Source organism: Streptomyces sp. NPDC005811 (assembly GCF_040630405.1).
In the GTDB taxonomy this organism is placed as follows: Bacteria; Actinomycetota; Actinomycetes; order Streptomycetales; family Streptomycetaceae; genus Streptomyces.
Window position 1 is genome coordinate 120,746 of record NZ_JBEXXK010000016.1, and the last position, 16,764, is coordinate 137,509.

The 16,764-nt window shown below is 72.5% G+C and carries 15 protein-coding genes; 4 read left to right on the forward strand and 11 right to left on the reverse strand.

Going from position 1 to position 16,764, the window contains the following annotated elements; genetic code table 11:
* Positions 1 to 108 precede the first annotated feature (108 nt).
* Positions 109 to 714, forward strand: coding sequence for a GPP34 family phosphoprotein (locus ABZ490_RS19170; protein WP_358991421.1), 606 nt, complete (start codon positions 109 to 111; stop codon positions 712 to 714).
* Between the two features lie 12 nt (positions 715 to 726).
* On the opposite strand, the gene cimA is transcribed toward ABZ490_RS19170, so the two are convergent.
* The 7 genes from cimA to ABZ490_RS19205 all read right to left on the reverse strand — a co-directional run bounded on the left by cimA (position 727) and on the right by ABZ490_RS19205 (position 9,358).
* Positions 727 to 2,340: a citramalate synthase gene (cimA, locus tag ABZ490_RS19175; RefSeq protein ID WP_358991219.1), complete on the reverse strand. Its 1,614-nt coding sequence runs from the start codon at positions 2,338 to 2,340 to the stop codon at positions 727 to 729.
* A gap of 283 nt (positions 2,341 to 2,623) precedes the next feature.
* Entirely contained in the window at positions 2,624 to 3,166 is a 543-nt protein-coding gene (locus ABZ490_RS19180) for a TetR/AcrR family transcriptional regulator (protein ID WP_358991424.1), read from the reverse strand.
* A gap of 152 nt (positions 3,167 to 3,318) precedes the next feature.
* The gene (locus ABZ490_RS19185; RefSeq protein ID WP_358991222.1) at positions 3,319 to 4,365 is read right to left on the reverse strand and encodes an agmatine deiminase family protein; all 1,047 of its coding nucleotides are present in this window, start codon (positions 4,363 to 4,365) and stop codon (positions 3,319 to 3,321) included.
* Between the two features lie 9 nt (positions 4,366 to 4,374).
* Positions 4,375 to 6,087, reverse strand: coding sequence for an urease subunit alpha (locus ABZ490_RS19190; protein ID WP_358991225.1), 1,713 nt, complete (start codon positions 6,085 to 6,087; stop codon positions 4,375 to 4,377).
* A complete protein-coding gene (ureA, locus tag ABZ490_RS19195) occupies positions 6,084 to 6,815 on the reverse strand; it encodes an urease subunit gamma (protein WP_358991228.1) in 732 nt (243 codons plus the stop codon). The genes ABZ490_RS19190 and ureA overlap by 4 nt, the downstream gene beginning before the upstream one ends.
* Before the next feature lie 163 nt (positions 6,816 to 6,978).
* Positions 6,979 to 8,067 (reverse strand): branched-chain amino acid aminotransferase, encoded by a 1,089-nt coding sequence (locus ABZ490_RS19200; RefSeq protein ID WP_358991231.1) that lies wholly within the window; start codon positions 8,065 to 8,067, stop codon positions 6,979 to 6,981.
* Positions 8,068 to 8,314: 247 nt separating this feature from the next.
* Entirely contained in the window at positions 8,315 to 9,358 is a 1,044-nt protein-coding gene (locus tag ABZ490_RS19205; RefSeq protein WP_358991233.1) for a 3-isopropylmalate dehydrogenase, read from the reverse strand.
* A 144-nt stretch (positions 9,359 to 9,502) separates the two neighbouring features.
* On the opposite strand from ABZ490_RS19205, the gene ABZ490_RS19210 reads away from it, so the two are divergent.
* Positions 9,503 to 11,071 (forward strand): metallophosphoesterase family protein, encoded by a 1,569-nt coding sequence (locus ABZ490_RS19210; RefSeq protein WP_358991236.1) that lies wholly within the window; start codon positions 9,503 to 9,505, stop codon positions 11,069 to 11,071.
* A gap of 65 nt (positions 11,072 to 11,136) precedes the next feature.
* On the opposite strand, the gene ABZ490_RS19215 is transcribed toward ABZ490_RS19210, so the two are convergent.
* Entirely contained in the window at positions 11,137 to 11,271 is a 135-nt protein-coding gene (locus tag ABZ490_RS19215) for a hypothetical protein (RefSeq protein ID WP_099053954.1), read from the reverse strand.
* A gap of 312 nt (positions 11,272 to 11,583) precedes the next feature.
* Between ABZ490_RS19215 and ABZ490_RS19220 the strand changes: the two genes are divergently transcribed.
* Positions 11,584 to 11,790 (forward strand): DUF5988 family protein, encoded by a 207-nt coding sequence (locus ABZ490_RS19220; protein WP_358991239.1) that lies wholly within the window; start codon positions 11,584 to 11,586, stop codon positions 11,788 to 11,790.
* Here the strand turns inward: ABZ490_RS19220 and ABZ490_RS19225 are convergent.
* Genes ABZ490_RS19225 through ABZ490_RS19235 form a run of 3 tightly spaced genes read right to left on the reverse strand, consistent with a single transcriptional unit; the run spans position 11,787 to position 15,260 of the window.
* A complete protein-coding gene (locus ABZ490_RS19225) occupies positions 11,787 to 12,632 on the reverse strand; it encodes an alpha/beta hydrolase (protein WP_358991242.1) in 846 nt (281 codons plus the stop codon). The genes ABZ490_RS19220 and ABZ490_RS19225 overlap by 4 nt on opposite strands.
* Positions 12,633 to 12,649: 17 nt before the next feature.
* Entirely contained in the window at positions 12,650 to 14,281 is a 1,632-nt protein-coding gene (gene pruA / locus ABZ490_RS19230; RefSeq protein WP_358991245.1) for an L-glutamate gamma-semialdehyde dehydrogenase, read from the reverse strand.
* A 52-nt stretch (positions 14,282 to 14,333) separates the two neighbouring features.
* Positions 14,334 to 15,260, reverse strand: coding sequence for a proline dehydrogenase family protein (locus ABZ490_RS19235; protein WP_358991248.1), 927 nt, complete (start codon positions 15,258 to 15,260; stop codon positions 14,334 to 14,336).
* Between the two features lie 181 nt (positions 15,261 to 15,441).
* Between ABZ490_RS19235 and ABZ490_RS19240 the strand changes: the two genes are divergently transcribed.
* Positions 15,442 to 16,713 (forward strand): helix-turn-helix domain-containing protein, encoded by a 1,272-nt coding sequence (locus tag ABZ490_RS19240; RefSeq protein WP_358991251.1) that lies wholly within the window; start codon positions 15,442 to 15,444, stop codon positions 16,711 to 16,713.
* The last annotated feature ends 51 nt before the right edge of the window (positions 16,714 to 16,764 follow it).

Genomic DNA, 16,764 nt, shown 5'->3' on the forward strand with positions numbered 1-16,764 from the left:
CTTAGATCATGTCGTGAGTTAACTAATGCCCCGCAGACCCGTCAAGAGGTGTTCTCGCCCCGGGGCGGGGAGGGAGGGATCATGGGTTCAACCGACCTGGAGTCCGCCATGACCACTGCGCGCGATCTGCTGATCGTCTCCCTCGACGTCCCGTCCGCCCGGCCCGTCGAGCGGGGCGACCTCTCCCTGGCCCTCGCGGGGGCCGAGCTGGCCGACCTGCTCGCCACCGAGGCGGTCACGCTGGACGACGACCGCATCGTGCCCGGGCTGCCGCCGGCCACGGACGACCGGCTGCTGGCCGAGGCCGGCGCGGCCCTCGTCCGGGAGTCGCCGCACGAGTCCGTCGAGGACTGGCTGTGGCGCCGGGGCGACGGACTGGCCCAGGCCTACGCCAACGAGCTGGAGACGGAGGAGGCGGCCGGCCGGCCCCGGTACCGGCTCTTGGTGCCGAGGAACGGCCGCGAGGTCGCCGCGGAGGCGCCGGACCGGGCCCGCGCGAAGGAGCGCTGGACCGCGCGCGAGCCCGTCCTCGCCTCGCTCGCCGCCGCGCTGGGCATCCCCGAGGGAGCGGCGGACGAGCCGCCGGTGCCGGCCGACGAGGCGCTGGTGACCGTGCTCGCGGCGGTCAACGGCGCGCTGACGGAGCTGGAGGCCGTACGGCAGCGGCGGCGCGTCGAGGACGCGGCCTTCGACAATGTGTGGCGGGGGTTCTGACACCCGTCACGGTCACTCGGCCGGCTGGACCCCCGCCTTGAGCAGCCCGTACGTGTAGGCGTCCTCAAGGGCCTGCCAGGAGGCCGCGATGACGTTCTCCGCGACGCCCACCGTGGACCACTCTCCCGTTCCGTCGGTCGTGGAGATCAGGACGCGGGTGGTGGACTCGGTGCCGTGGACGCCTTCGAGGATGCGGACCTTGTAGTCGACCAGCTCGAGCTTGGCGAGCTGGGGGTAGATCTTCTCCAGCGCGACCCGCAGGGCCCGGTCGAGGGCGTTCACCGGGCCGTTGCCCTCGGCGGTGGCGACGATCCGCTCGCCCTTGGCCCACAGCTTGACGGTGGCCTCGTTGGCGTGGGTGCCGTCGGGGCGGTCCTCGACGATGGCCCGCCAGGACTCCACCTCGAAGTAGCGCAGCGGCTTGCCGCCCTGCACCTCGGTGCGCAGCAGCAGTTCGAAGGAGGCGTCGGCGGCCTCGTACGTGTAGCCCCTGAGCTCGCGCTCCTTGACGCGCTCCACGACCCGGCCGACCAGCTCGCGGTCGCCGCCGAGGTCGACGCCGAGTTCCTTGCCCTTGAGCTCGACCGAGGCGCGGCCCGCCATGTCGGAGACCAGCATGCGCATGGTGTTGCCGACCTGCTCGGGGTCGATGTGCTGGTAGAGGTCCGGGTCGACCTTGATGGCGGAGGCGTGCAGTCCGGCCTTGTGGGCGAAGGCGGAGACACCCACGTAGGGCTGGTGGGTGGAGGGCGTGAGGTTGACGACCTCGGCGATGGCGTGCGAGATCCGGGTCATGTCGCGCAGCCGGCCCTCGGGGAGGACCTTCTTGCCGTACTTCAGTTCCAGGGCGGCGACGACCGGGAAGAGGTTGGCGTTGCCGACGCGCTCGCCGTAGCCGTTCGCCGTGCACTGGACGTGGGTGGCGCCGGCGTCCACGGCGGCGAGGGTGTTGGCGACCGCGCAGCCGGTGTCGTCCTGGGCGTGGATGCCGAGACGGGCGCCGGTGTCGGCGAGGACGGTGGAGACGACCGCCTGGACCTGGGCGGGGAGCATGCCGCCGTTGGTGTCGCAGAGGATGACGACGTCGGCGCCGGCCTCGGCGGCGGCGCGGACGACGGCCTTGGCGTACTCGGGGTTGGCGCGGTAGCCGTCGAAGAAGTGCTCGCAGTCGACGAAGACCCGGCGGCCCTGGCCCTTGAGGAAGGAGACGGTGTCGCGGACCATCTCCAGGTTCTCGTCCAGGGTGGTGCGCAGGGCCAGCTCGACGTGCCGGTCGTGGGACTTGGCGACGAGGGTGACGACCGGGGCCCCGGACTCCAGGAGCGCCTTGACCTGCGGGTCCTCGGCGGCCTTGGCGCCCGCGCGGCGGGTCGCGCCGAAGGCGACCAGCTGGGCGTGCTGGAAGTCGATCTCCTGCTGGGCGCGGGCGAAGAACTCGGTGTCCCGGGGGTTGGCGCCGGGCCAGCCGCCCTCGATGAAGCCGACGCCGAAGTCGTCCAGGTGCCGTGCGATCGCGAGCTTGTCGGCGACGGTGAGGTTGATGCCCTCCCGCTGGGCGCCGTCGCGCAGGGTGGTGTCGAAGACGTGGAACGAGTCGTCGAGCTCGCTGGTTGCCGTCTCGGTCATGGTCTCAAGGCTCCTGTTGTGGATCTTCGGTCTTACCGGAATGACCGGCTCCACCGTCCCCATGGTCCCTCGTGCGCTCGCTCCCGGCTGTGGGTGGGCCAGAAAAGCGAAAAACCTCTCGCGGGTGCGAGAGGTCTGCGCGCGGGTCGAGGACGACGGTGGCCACCCGTACCTGGTCGTACGTGGCGGTCACTGCGGACCGGCGCGCCTGCTGCCAATAATCATGGCGAACGAGAACACGGGGGCAGTCTGGCACAAGCCGGACCTCCGTGAGCCGGGTGTCTCAGGATGCGGGAAGCGAGGCGTCGAGGAACTCGCGCACATGCGCCAGCACCTGCCGCCGGTCCGTGCCGCGCAGCCCGATCGCCACATGGATGGAGAAACCGTCCAGCAGCGCCCGCAGCCGGGTCGCGTACCGGTCGGGGTCGACGGGGCGGAACGCGCCGCGCGACACCCCTTCCGCGAGCAGGGCCACCAGGTCGCGGTGCCAGGCGCCCTCGATGGCGGCCTGCCGGTCGCGGGCGGTGTCGTCGGCGTTCTGCGAGCGGTTCCAGACCTCCAGCCAGAGCGTCCAGTGGGGATCACGGTGCCCGTCGGGGACGTACAGGTCGACATAGGCGTCGAGCCGCTCCCGGACGCCCAGGTCCGCGGTCAGCAGCCGCGCCCGCTCGGCCCCGAGCCGCCCCTCGCTCCACTCCAGCGTCCGCAGCAGCAGCTCGTCCTTGGAGTGGAAGTAGTAGAGGAGATGCCCACTGCTCATCCCCACCTCCCGCCCGAGCCCGGCCATGGTGAGCTTCTCCAGCCCGCGCTCGGCGATCATGCTCATGGCGGCGACCAGCACCTCCTCGCGCGGCGGCGCGGGGGTGCGCCGCCGGGCGGCGGTCACAGTGCGGCCCCCGCGCGGACGGCACCGGCACAGCGGTGCGGGGCGGGGAGGTCGCGGGTTCGGCACGGCGGGAGGGCGTTCACGCGTACGTTCTACCCGACCCGGCGCTTCGGCTGCTGCTGGGTGATGCAGTGGATGCCGCCGCCGCCCGCGAAGATCGTGCGGGCGTCGACCAGGGTGACCGCGCGGTCGGGGAAGAGCCGGCGGAAGATGTCGGCGGCCAGGGCGTCACGGGGGTCGTCGAAGGCACAGAGGACGACTCCGCCGTTGCAGAGGTAGTGGTTGATGTAGGAGTAGTCGGCCCAGTGGCCGTCGGCCTCCAGGACGGTCGGGGCGGGGACGTCGACGACCTCGAGGCGGCGGCCCCGGGCGTCGGTCGCGGCGCGGAGGATGCCGATGACCTCCTCGGTGACCTCGTGGTCGGGATGGGCCGGGTCGGGCTGGCGGTGCGCCACCACCACGCCGGGGGCGGCGAAGGCGGCGACGATGTCGACGTGGCCGAGGGTGCCGTAGCCGTGCGGGGGGTAGTCGCCGGTCAGCCCGCGCGGCAGCCAGATCGCCCTGCGGGTGCCGAGCAGCGAGTGGACCTCGGCCTCGACCTCCTCGCGGGTCCAGCCGGGGTTGCGTTCCGGGCCGAGCTGGACGGTCTCCGTCAGCAGGACCGTCCCCTCGCCGTCGACATGGATCGCGCCGCCCTCGTTGACCAGCCGCGAGGCGTAGGTGCGCGCCCCCGCGAGGTCCGCGACCTGCGCGGCGATCTTCGCGTCGTGCTCCCAGCGGGCCCAGTGCTGGGCGCCCCAGCCGTTGAACGTCCAGTCGACGGCGGCGAGTCCGCCGCGGTCGTCGGTCAGGAACGTGGGGCCGATGTCCCGCATCCAGGCGTCGTCGAGGTCGCGTTCGACGAGGTCCGCCTCGGGGCCGAGGAGGGCGGCGGCCTCGGCGGACTGTCCCGGTCCGCACACCACCGTGACCGGTTCGAAGCGGCGGACGGTACGGGCGACCCGCGCCCAGGCGGCGCGGGCGGCGGAGAGTTCCCCGTCGTCGGCGAAGGTGTCGTTGGGGCCCGGCCAGGCCATCCAGGTGCGTTCGTGGGGCGCCCACTCGGCGGGCATGCGGAAGCCGTCGGCGGCAGCGGACATGGGTGATCCTCACAGGAAGTACAGGCGGTTGAGGGAGACGGACTCGGCCGGTGCGGAGCGCAGGGGCTCTCCGTCGAGGGTGACCAGGCCGGTGCGCCGGTCCACGTCGACCGTTCCGGTACGGGAGTTGAGGCGCAGGTCGGCCGGGCCGATCCCGCGGGTGCCGCGGACGGCGACCCTGCGGCGGCGGGTCGGCATCCGGTCGTGGCCCCGGTCCAGGGCGGCCTGCGCGACGAAGGCCACGGAGAGGTCGGCGGGCGTGGCGCCGTACGCCCCGAACTGCGGTCCCAGGACGAGCGGTTCGCAGTCGTCGGTGGCCGCGTTCGGGTCGCCCGTCACGCCGTACGCCGGGAAGCCGGCCTTGAGGACGAGCTGCGGCTTGGCGCCGAAGTACTCGGGGCGCCACAGCACGATGTCGGCGAGCTTGCCGACCTCGATGGAGCCGACCTCGTGCGCGAGGCCGTGCGCGATGGCGGGGTTGATGGTCAGCTTGGCGAGGTAGCGCAGGACGCGTTCGTTGTCGTGGTCCTCGTCCGGGGCGCCGGACTCGGCCTTCATCTTCCCGGCCATGGCGAAGGTCCGGCGGACGGTCTCCCCCGCCCGGCCCATGCCCTGGGCGTCGGAGGAGGTGATGCCGATCGCGCCCAGGTCGTGCAGGACGTCCTCGGCGCCCATGGTCCCGGCGCGGATGCGGTCGCGGGCCATGGCCGCGTCGCCGGGCAGGTCGGTCTTCAGGTCGTGGACGGAGACGATCATGCCGTAGTGCTCGGCGACGGCGTCCCGGCCGAAGGGGAGCGTGGGGTTGGTCGAGGAGCCGATGACGTTCGGGACGCCCGCCATCTTCAGCACGTTGGGGACGTGTCCGCCGCCGCAGCCCTCGATGTGGAAGGCGTGGATGGTCCGGCCCTCCAGCACCCTGAGGGTGTCCTCGACGGAGAGGCACTCGTTCAGGCCGTCGCTGTGCAGGGCGACCTGGACGTCGTGCTCCTCGGCCACGCGCAGGGCCGTGTCCAGCGCCCTGGTGTGGGCGCCCATGTCCTCGTGCACCTTGAAGCCGGACGCGCCGCCCTCGGCCAGCGCCTCCACCAGGGGCGCCGCGTGGGAGGACGAACCCCGGCCCAGGAAGCCGATGTTGACCGGCCAGGCGTCGAACGCGCCGAACGCGTGCCGCAGCGCCCAGGGCGAGTTGACGCCGACGCCCCACACCGGCCCGAACTCCTGCCCGATGACCGTGGTCACGCCGGAGGCCAGCGAGGCCTCCATGATCCGCGGTGACAGCAGATGGACATGGGTGTCGACGGCCCCGGCGGTGGCGATCAGCCCCTCCCCGGAGACGATGGAGGTCCCGGTGCCGACGACGACGTCGACCCCGTCGAGGGTGTCGGGGTTCCCGGCCCGCCCGATGGCGTGGATCCGGCCCTCGCGGATGCCGATGGACACCTTGCGGACGCCGAGGACGGCGTCGATCACCACGACGTTGCTGATCACGACGTCACACGTGTCCCGGACGGCGGCGGCCTTCAGATGCAGTCCGTCGCGGGCGGTCTTGCCGAACCCGGCGAGGAACTCGTCGCCGGGGCGCTGGGAGTCGGACTCGACCCGGACGACGAGTCCCGAGTCGCCGAGGCGGACCCGGTCGCCGGCGCGGGGGCCGTGGGTGGCGGCGTACTCGTACGGGGTGAGACGGCGGGCCTCGGCGGGGTGGCCGCCGGGGCGGCTCATCGCGCGTCCTCCTCGCCGGAGACGGCTGCCGGTACGCCTTCGCCGGAGGCGGCCGGTACGCCGAGGTAGCCGCAGGCGGCGGCGCGGCGCAGGGCCTCCTCGCGGGCGCCGGGCGCGTCCAGGGGGCCGTCGACGAGACCGGCGAAGCCGATGGCGACGCGGGCGCCGCCGATCGGCAGAAGGCCGACCTCCAGCGCGTCCCCCGGCCCGAACCGCACCGACGAGCCCGCGGGCACGGCCAGACGCATGCCGTAGGCGGCCGCCCGGTCGAAGTCGAGCCGGGGGTTGGCCTCGAAGAAGTGGAAGTGGGAGGTGACGGAGACGGGGACGTCGGCGGTGTTGGTCACGGTCAGCCGGACGGCCGCCCCGGGTTCCTCGTGACCGGGGCCCGGCAGCAGGGCGCCGGGGGCGCTCCCGCCGAGGCCGCCGCCGATCGGGTCGGAGACCACCGCGAGCCGCGAACCGTCGTCGAAGACGGCCTCGACGTGCACCTCGGTGACGATGTCCGCCACGCCCGGCAGCACGTCGTCCGGGCCGAGCACCGAGCGGGCGCGCTCGATCGCCTCGGCCAGCCGCAGCCCGTCCCGGGCCGCCTCGCAGACGGTGTCCGCGACGAGCGCGGTGGCCTCGGGGACGTTCAGCCTGAGGCCCCGGGCGCGACGGGCCCGGGCCAGTTCGGCGGCGCCGAAGAGCAGCAGACGGTCGCGTTCGGTGGGGGTGAGTCGCACGGTGACCTCCGATGGTTCGAGCGCCACTCTAAGCGGCTTGCCATGAAGATCGTAAGACTTAGAGGCAGCCTGTTTGAGTGGCGCTCAATATAGTGGGAACCCCGGAGACGCGGCAGGGCCGCCCCCGGAGGTCGGGAGCGGCCCTGTGCAGGGGTGCGGTGGCTCAGCCCAGCGGGTGCATCCAGCCGTGCCGGTCCTCGGCCGTGCCGCGCTGGATGTCCAGCAGGGCCTGGCGGAGCTTCAGGGTGACCTCGCCGGGCTCGCCGCCCGACTGCTGCCACTCGGCGCCGGTGCGCTTGACCGTGCCGACCGGGGTGATCACGGCGGCGGTACCGCAGGCGAAGACCTCGGTCAGGGTGCCGTTCTCCGAGTCGCGCTGCCACTGCTCGACGGAGATCCGGCCCTCCTCGGCCGTGTAGCCGAGGTCGCGGGCGACGGTGAGCAGGGAGTCACGGGTGACGCCCTCCAGGATGGAGCCGGTCAGCGACGGCGTGACGATCCGGTCGCCGTAGACGAAGTAGAGGTTCATGCCGCCGAGTTCCTCGACCCACGTGCGCTCGACCGCGTCGAGGTAGCAGACCTGGGCGCAGCCCTGCGCGGCGGCCTCGGCCTGGGCGAGCAGGGAGGCGGCGTAGTTGCCGCCGGTCTTGGCGTCGCCCATGCCGCCGGGGACGGCGCGGACGTGGTCCTCGGAGACCCAGATGGAGACGGGCTTCACGCCGCCCGGGAAGTAGGCGCCGGCCGGGGAGGCGATGACCAGGAACAGGTACTCGTTGGCCGGCTTCACGCCCAGCCCGACCTCGGTGGCGATCATGAAGGGACGCAGGTAGAGGGACTCCTCGCCGCCGTGCGCGGGCACCCAGTCCTTGTCCTGGGCGACCAGGACGTCACAGGCCTCGATGAAGGTCTCGACCGGCAGCTCGGGCATGGCGAGGCGGCGGGCGGAGGCCTGGAAGCGCTTGGCGTTCTTGTCCGGGCGGAAGGTGGCGACGGAGCCGTCGGGCCGGCGGTAGGCCTTGAGTCCCTCGAAGATCTCCTGGGCGTAGTGCAGGACGTTGGTCGCCGGGTCGAGCGGGATCGGCGCGTACGGGACGAGCTGGCCGTCGTGCCAGCCGCGGCCCTCGGTCCACTTGATCGTCACCATGTGATCGGTGAAGTGGCGGCCGAACCCGGGGTTCGCCAGGACCGCCTCGCGCTCGGCGGCGGCGGTGGGGCTGGCGGAGGGCTTGAGCTCGATCGTGGGCGTCGTCATGAGTGGTTGTCCTTCACCGGTTGTAGTGACGGGCCGCGCTCACGTCCGTACGGCCGGTGGCCAGTAGTAGGACGTCCGAGCATTGCCTCATTCCGCGGCTCCGCGTTCGATTATCGCAAGCGGGACGGCGGGAAGAAAACGGCGGGAATGCGACCCGGGGCTGATGGTTTCACCCGGCGGGGACATGCGGAAGCCGCCGGGTGCGGATGCGACCCGGCGGCTTCGAGGGATTCGAGTGGCGGCGGGGTCAGCCGGCTACTCGTACGGCCAGCGCGTCGCCGATCTCGGACGTGCTGCGGGCGGGCTTGCCGGTGCGCTCCGCGAGGTCGGCGGAGACGGCCTCGTCGATGCGCGCGGCCTCGGTCTCGTAGCCGAGGTGGCGCAGCAGGAGGGCGACGGACAGGACCGTGGCGGTGGGGTCGGCCTTGCCCTGGCCGGCGATGTCGGGGGCCGAGCCGTGGACGGGCTCGAACATCGACGGGAACGTGCCGGCGGGGTTGATGTTGCCGGAGGCCGCGACGCCGATGCCGCCGGAGACGGCCGCGGCGAGGTCGGTGATGATGTCGCCGAAGAGGTTGTCGGTGACGATGACGTCGAACCGGCCCGGGTCGGTGACCAGGTAGATCGTGGCCGCGTCGACGTGGATGTAGTCGGTGCCGACCTCGGGGAACTCCGCGGCGACCTTGGTGAAGATGTTCGTCCACAGGTGACCGGCGAAGGTCAGCACGTTGTTCTTGTGGACGAGGGTGAGCTTCTTGCGCGGGCGGGCCTGGGCGCGGGCGAAGGCGTCCCGCACGACACGCTCGACGCCGAACGCGGTGTTCACCGAGACCTCGGTCGCGACCTCGTGCTCGGTGCCCTTGCGGATGGTGCCGCCATTGCCGGTGTACGGGCCCTCGGTGCCCTCGCGGACCACGACGAAGTCGATGGCCGGCTGGCCCTTGAGGGGGGTGTCGACGCCGGGCAGCAGCTTCGAGGGCCGCAGGTTGACGTGGTGGTCGAAGGCGAAGCGGAGCTTGAGCAGGAAGCCGCGCTCCAGGACGCCGGACGGGACCGACGGGTCACCGATCGCGCCGAGCAGGATCGCGTCGTGCTGCTTGAGCGCGTCGAGGTCGGCGTCGGTGAGGGTCTCACCGGTGTCGTGGTAGCGCTTGGCGCCGAAGTCGTACTCCTTGGTCTCCAGCTTCACATCCTGCGGGAGGACGGCGGAGAGGACCTTGAGACCTTCGGCCACGACCTCCTGGCCGATGCCGTCACCGGGAATCACTGCGAGATTGATGCTGCGAGACATGTCGGCACCGTACTCCTTGTCCCATGGAATGACACGCCTCGGTCCGCCATACGGACACCCGGAGGGAAGGACGGCGTGCTCCGGTCGACCGGCGTTCACCCGTACGCAGGACGCCCGTTGGACCGACCGGGAAACTTCTCCCGCATGGAGACACCGGACGTCGGCATTCCGCCGCAGCTCGCCCGCGGGATGAGTATGGCGGAGCAGTACGAGTATCTGCGCACGAAGCTCACCCGGCGCCGCACCCTGGTGTCGGCGGGCGCGGTGGCGGCGGGCGGGCTGCTGGCCGGCTGCGGGGGCGACTCCCCCGGCCCGAGGGCGTCGGCGGCCCCCACCGCCACCGCGTCGCGTTCCACGGAGCGCTCCTCGGCCGTCCCCTTCGGCCGCCATCTCTCCTTCGGCGCGGACCCGCGCACCGGGATGCGGATCTCCTGGCAGGTCCCGGCCGCCGTGCGGGAGCCGTACGTACGGATCGGCACCCGCCCCGACGACCTCGGCGGCAAGGTGCGGGCCGAGGTGCGCGCGCTGCACACGCCGGGCGTGGAGGGCGTACGCACCGCGCTCGACCAGTACTACGTGCACGCCTCGGTGACCGAGCTGCTGCCCGGGACGACGTACTACTACGGCGTCGGCCACGACGGCTTCGACCCGGCCGACGCGGAGCACCGCGCCACGGTCGCCTCGTTCCGTACGGCACCGGCGGGCGCCGGGCGGTTCGTGTTCACCGCGTTCGGGGACCAGGGAGTGGGCCGCTCGGCCGCCGCGGTCGACCGGCTGCTGCAGAAGGCGGCCCCCGCCTTCCATCTGCACGCGGGCGACATCTGCTACGCCGACGGGACCGGCAAGGGCGAGAAGACGGACGGCTACGACCCGACGGCCTGGGACGCGTTCCTGAAGCAGAGCGAGCCGGTGGCGCGGTCGGTGCCGTGGATGGTGACGACCGGCAACCACGACATGGAGGCCTGGTACTCCCCCGACGGCTACGGCGGCCAGCTCGCCCGGTTCTCCCTCCCGGACACCGGCTTCGACCCGCGCACCGCCCCGGGCGTGTACACGTTCACGTACGGCAACGTGGGCGTGGTGGCGCTGGACGCGAACGACGTGTCGTACGAGATCCCCGCGAACCAGGGGTACACCCAGGGCCGGCAGACGGCCTGGCTGAAGCGGACGCTGGCCGCCCTGCGCGCGTCACCGGACGTCGACTTCGTCGTCGTCTTCTTCCACCACTGCGCCTACTCGACCTCGGCGCACGCCTCGGACGGCGGGGTGCGCTCGGAGTGGCTGCCGCTGTTCGACCGGTACCAGGTGGATCTGGTGGTCAACGGGCACAACCACGTCTACGAGCGGACGGACGCCCTGAAGGGCGGACGGGTGGGCCGGACCGTCCCGGTCGGCGGGTCCACGGACCCGACGCGGGACGGGACGGTGTACGTCACGGCGGGCGGCGGCGGCCGTGATCTGTACGGCTTCCCGGCGGACGCGCCGGAGAGCTACGAGGGGCACGTCCGCGACCGCGACGCGGTGGACACCTTCCACTGGACGCGCTCGCGCGAGAACGCGGCGGAGACCGTGGAGTGGTCGCGGGTGCGCTACCGGGGCTTCTCGTTCCTGTCGGTGGAGGCGACCGGCGGGCCCTCGGCGCGGCTGACGGTGTCGGCGCTGGCGGAGGACGGCCGGCGGATCGACCGGTTCGAGGTGCGGCGCGGGGCCTGAAGTCCCGTTCAGGACCCGCGCCGCGCCCCGTGCGGGTGCGGCTCCCGGACTACGGGGGGAACTGCCTACAGGTGGCCGGTCTCGCCGCCGTTGTCCCGGCGGTCGAGGGCGCGCTGGAGGGCGGCGGCGGCCTGCTTGCGGTCGGACTCGCTCGTACGCGAGGTGTGGCGGACTCGGCGGCGGACGGTCGTCTCGGCCATGGGGAATCGACTCCTTCGAAGGACCCAGGGAGTACGGCAGGGGATACGAGACGCCGGGACGGGGAGCTGCGGGCCGCAGGGGTTGCCTGCGCGGGGCCCGGCTCGCGACCGCCCTTCGCTTGATCGAGCGAGACGTTCGGCTCCTACAAAGTTAAGCGAGGAGCGCGCGGCTGTCTGCACAATTACTCGGACTTCCTACTATCTGAGACGCCCTATCGGGCCGCACCTGTCTGACCTGCGGTGATCGCCCAGACGGCTGATCCTGGGCAGGCGGTGCGGGAGCGGGTCGGGACGAGCGGGAACGGTGACGGCATGAGCGACACGGCCAAGGCACTTCTCCAGGGCGGTCCGGACGATCTGCCCCAACGGATCGTCCCGGTCACGGCCCCCGGGGCGGACCTGAAGATCGAGCTCCGCAACGGCTACGAACACTTCCGCCCCACCACCCGCCGGGCGGACACACCGGAGGGCAGACTGCCCGTCTACGAGTGGTGGGAGCGCACGGAGATGCCGGGCTAGGACAGGCCCGACGCCACGGCCTCCCGGAAGCCGTCCGGAGCCTCGGTCCACGGCATGTGGCCCGCGTCCGGGAAGGTCACCCGGCGTACCCGCGGCAGCGCCCGCTCCAGGGAGTCCACCGCCGACCGGGGCCGGATGTCCCCGGCGCCGTCGACGATCAGCACCGGCACGTCGACGGCCGCGCAGGCGGCGCGCAGGGCCGGGGTGCCCCAGGTCCGGCGCCGCTCCTGGTTGAGGGCCTGGTTGCAGTCGCCGTTGACCCCGAACCACGGGTCGGCCATGCGGTCGGCGAGGTCCGGGGCGCGCTCGCGGTCCTCGAACTCGGCGGACCACAGCAGCACGGCACGCTCCCGCGCCTCGGCCTCGTTGAGCGTCGTACGGTCTGTCAGTTCCCGCCAGCGGGCGAGGCGTCCGGGCGTCTCGCCGAGACGGGCGAGGAGGTTCTCGCGGTAGGCCGGGTGCCAGTCGGCGTCGGGGCCGATGCCCGTGCCGCTGACGTACACCAGCGCGCTCACCCGTTCCGGGTGGGCGAGCGTGTAGGCCAGGGCGAGCTGGGCGCCCCAGGAGTGGCCGAGCAGGGCGGTGCGGCCGAGACCGAAGTGGCGTCGTACGGCGTCCAGATCGGCCACGGACCGGGCGGTGGTCCACGGTCCTTCGCACCGCTGCGAACGGCCGCAGCCGCGCTGGTCCCAGCGGATCACCGTGGCGGTGTCGCCGAGCAGCGCGGCCACGTCCTCGAACATGTCCCACAGGCCGGGCCCGCCATGGCACAGGACGAGCGGCGCGCCCCGGCCGGACGCGCTCGCCCACAGTCGTACTCCGTCGTCGGTGTGCAGGGTCATCCCCGCATGGTGCGGGATCAGCCCATGTGCGGGTAGGTGTAGTCGGTCGGGGCGACCAGGGTCTCCTTGATGGCGCGGGTCAGCGTCCAGCGGGTGAGGTTCTGCGGGGCGCCGGCCTTGTCGTCCGTGCCGGAGGCGCGGCCGCCGCCGAAGGGCTGCTGGCCGACGACGGCGCCGGTCGACTTGTCGTTGATGTAGAAGTTGCCGGCCGCGTAGCGGAGCTTCTCCATGGTGTACGCGGTCGCCGCGCGGTCGCCGGAGATCACCGAGCCGGTCAGGGCGTAGTCGGACACCGACTCCATCTGGGTGAGCATCTCGTCGTACGCGTCGTCCTCGTAGACGTGGACTGCGAGGAACGGGCCGAAGTACTCGGTGGTGAACACCTCGTTCGCGGGGTCGGTGCACTCGACGACGGTCGGGCGGACGAAGTACCCGACCGAGTCGTCGTAGCTGCCGCCCGCGACGATCGTGCAGGTCGGGTCGGCCTGGGCGCGGTCGATGGCGGCCTTGTTCTTGGCGAAGGCGCGCTCGTCGATGACGGCCCCGAGGAAGTGCGACAGGTCGGTGACGTCACCCATGGTGAGCTGGTCGACCTCGGCGGCGAACTCCTCCTTGAAGCCGGAGTTCCAGATCGACGCCGGGAGGTAGGCGCGGGAGGTCGCGGAGCACTTCTGGCCCTGGTACTCGAAGGCGCCCCGGGTGAGGGCGGTCTTGAGGACCGCGCGGTCGGCGCTCGGGTGGGCGACGACGAAGTCCTTGCCGCCGGTCTCGCCGACCAGGCGCGGGTAGGAGCGGTACCTCTCGATGTTCGCGCCGACCGTCTTCCACAGGTACTGGAAGGTCTTCGTCGAGCCGGTGAAGTGGATGCCGGCCAGGTCGCGGTGGGCGAGGGCGACCTCGGAGACGGCGATGCCGTCGCCGGTGACGAGGTTGATGACGCCCTTGGGCAGACCGGCCTCCTCCAGCAGCCGCATGAGCAGCACGGCGGCGTGGGTCTGGGTCGGCGACGGCTTCCAGACGACGACATTGCCCATGAGGGCGGGGGCGGTCGGCAGGTTGCCCGCGATCGCGCTGAAGTTGAACGGCGTGATCGCGTAGACGAAGCCCTCCAGCGGGCGGTGGTCGAGACGGTTCCACACGCCCGGGGAGTTGGCCGGGGGCTGCTCGGCCAGGATCCGACGGGCGTAGTGGACGTTGAAGCGCCAGAAGTCGACCAGCTCGCAGGGGGTGTCGATCTCGGCCTGCTGCACGGTCTTGGACTGCCCGAGCATGGTGGAGGCGGCGATGGTCTCGCGCCAGGGGCCGGCGAGCAGTTCGGCGGCGCGCAGGATGATCGCGGCGCGGTCGTCGAAGGACATCGCGCGCCAGGCGGGCGCGGCGGCGAGGGCCGCGTCGACGGCGTCCTGCGCGTCCGCCCGCGTGGCGTTGCGGTAGGTGCCGATCACGGCCCGGTGGTTGTGCGGCTGGACCACGTCGAACGCGTCACCGCCGCCCATCCGCCGCTCGCCGCCGATGGTGCAGGTGAGGTCGAGGGGGTTGTCGGCCAGTTCCTTGAGCTTGGCCTCCAGCCGGGCCCGCTCGGGCGAGCCGGGGGCGTAGCCGCGCACCGGCTCGTTGACGGGGGCGGGGACCTGGGTCACAGCGTCCATGGGATCCGTAACTCCTTGTACGTGAGCGGGTGTAGGGGCTCGGGGTGCGGGCTCAGCCCTTGGTGAGCAGGGAGCGGGCGAAGAAGCGCAGGTTGGCCGGCTTCTCCGCGAGGCGGCGCATGAAGTAGCCGTACCAGTCGGTGCCGTAGGCGGTGTAGACGCGCATGCGGTGGCCCTCGGCGGCGAGCCGCAGGTGCTCGTCGCCGCGGATGCCGTACAGCATCTGGAACTCGTACTCGTCGGGCTTGCGGCCGGCCTTGCGGGCCAGTTCCTGCGCGATGGAGATCAGCCGCGGGTCGTGGGACCCGACCATCGGGTAGCCCGCCCCGTCCATCAGCGTCCGCAGGATCCGGACGTACGCCTTGTCGATCTCGTGCTTCTGCTGGTACGCGACCTCGGCGGGCTCCTTGTAGGCGCCCTTGACCAGCCGCACCCGGCTGCCGTTCGCGGCGAGGCGGCGGGCGTCGGCCTCGGTGCGGAACAGGTAGGCCTGGATCACACAGCCGGTCTGCGGGAAGTCCTTCCGCAGCTCGTCGTGGATCGCGAACATCGAGTCGAGGGTGGTGTGGTCCTCGGCGTCGAGGGTGACGGTGGTGCCGATGGCGGCGGCGGCCTCGACGACCGGGCGGACGTTGGCGAGCGCCAGCTCGTGACCGCCGGGGAGGGACTGGCCGAACATCGACAGCTTGACCGACATCTCGACGCGTTCGCCGAGGTCGAGCGCGCGAAGGCGGTCGATCAGGGCGAGGTAGGCGTCACGGGCGGCGGCGGCCTGCCCCGGGGTGGTGATGTCCTCGCCGACGACGTCCATCGTCAGCTCCAGACCCCGGGCGGTGAGCTCCTCGACGACCGGCACGATGTCGTCGACGGTCTCCCCCGGGATGAAGCGGTCGACGACCTGCCCGGTCACCGGGGCGGCCGAGATCAGGCGTCGCATCCGGTCGCTGCGCGACGCGGCGAGAATCACGGGACCCAGCACGGGGCACCTCCACATACCAACCCATACGAGGCCGATACCCGACGATCCGGGAACGGCACGGAGAACCACCGTGAAAGTTAGGGATCTCTTCGATCGTGGGCCATCGACAGCTGTCACGCATCCGTGCCGCGGATCTCAGACAGATGGATGAAAGCCTGCGGGATTGCGGGAGAATGCCCAGGTGACCGCCGAATACCAAGGTGACTACCAGGACCTGGTCGATGAGATCTCGGAGCTGCTGGGCGTCCCCGCGACCCTGGAGAACCGGGACTTCGAGCTGATCGCGTTCGGCGCGTACGACAGCGAGGACGAGCTGGACGCGTCCGCGCTGGACCCGGTGCGGGCCCGCTCGATCCTGACCCGGCGGTCGACGGCGGCCGTGCGCACCTGGTTCGAGGGCTTCGGCATCACCCGCGCCACCGGCCCGGTCCGGATCCCGCCGACGCCGGAGGCGGGCGTGCACCGGGGCCGGATCTGTCTGCCCGTACGGCACCGGGGGGTCGCCCTCGGTTACGTCTGGCTCCTCGCCGACGATCCCGGGCCCTCGCAGGGACAGCTGGCGGCGGCGATGGAGGTGACCGTGCGGATCGGCGCGCTCCTCGCGGACGAGGCACAGCACGGTGCCGACCTCACCCGTGAGCTGCGGGCCGTCCTGACGGCGGAACCGGGCTGGCCGCGCGAGGCGGCGCTGGCGGAACTCCGCACCGCGCTCGGCCCCCGCGCGGACGTCCCGCACACCCTGATCTGCGTGGCCCCCTGGCCGGCCGCCACTCCCGACGACGCCCCGTCCCTGCGCACCCTCCCGGGCGCCACGGCCCTCTGCACGACCCCCTGGGGCCCGACGGCCCATGCCCTGGCGGTGCTCGTACGCCTGCGCACCCCGGAGGTCCTGACCCCGGCCCTGTCGGTGGCGACCCGCCTGCTGGAACGGGCGGGGGACCCGGGGGGCGGAGCGGGCGGCCGCCTCGGCGGCCCGGGCGGCGGGACCGATGGGGGCAGCGGGGGCTCCGTGGGCGGGACCGGCGGCGGCTTCGGGGGCAGGGTCGTGGCCGGGGTCGCGGTGGGGCGGGTGGGGCTCGGGGAGCTCGGCGGGGCCTGGGGGGAGGCTCTGGGGGCCGCTCGGGCCGCGCTGGGTGAGGCGCGGCTCGGGCCGGTGGCCCGGTGGGCGGAGATCGGGCCGTACCGGCTGCTGACCTCGCTGCCCGGGGACACCGCCCACGATCCCGCCGTACGCCCCCTGCTCGCCCCCGCCCACCGGGAACTCGCCCGCACCGCCGAGGTCTTCCTCGACTGCGCGGGCCAGGCGGGCCGCACGGCGGCCCGGCTCGGTATCCACCGCCAGACCCTGTACTACCGGCTGTCCCGCGTGGAACAGCTGACCGGTCTGGACCTGGCCGACGGGGAGGACCGGCTGCTGCTGCACATGACACTGAAGGCTGCCCGGCTGCTCTGAGGGGCACCGCCCGGCATCGGGCGGGCATGCCGGACATCACGGCGCCATCCG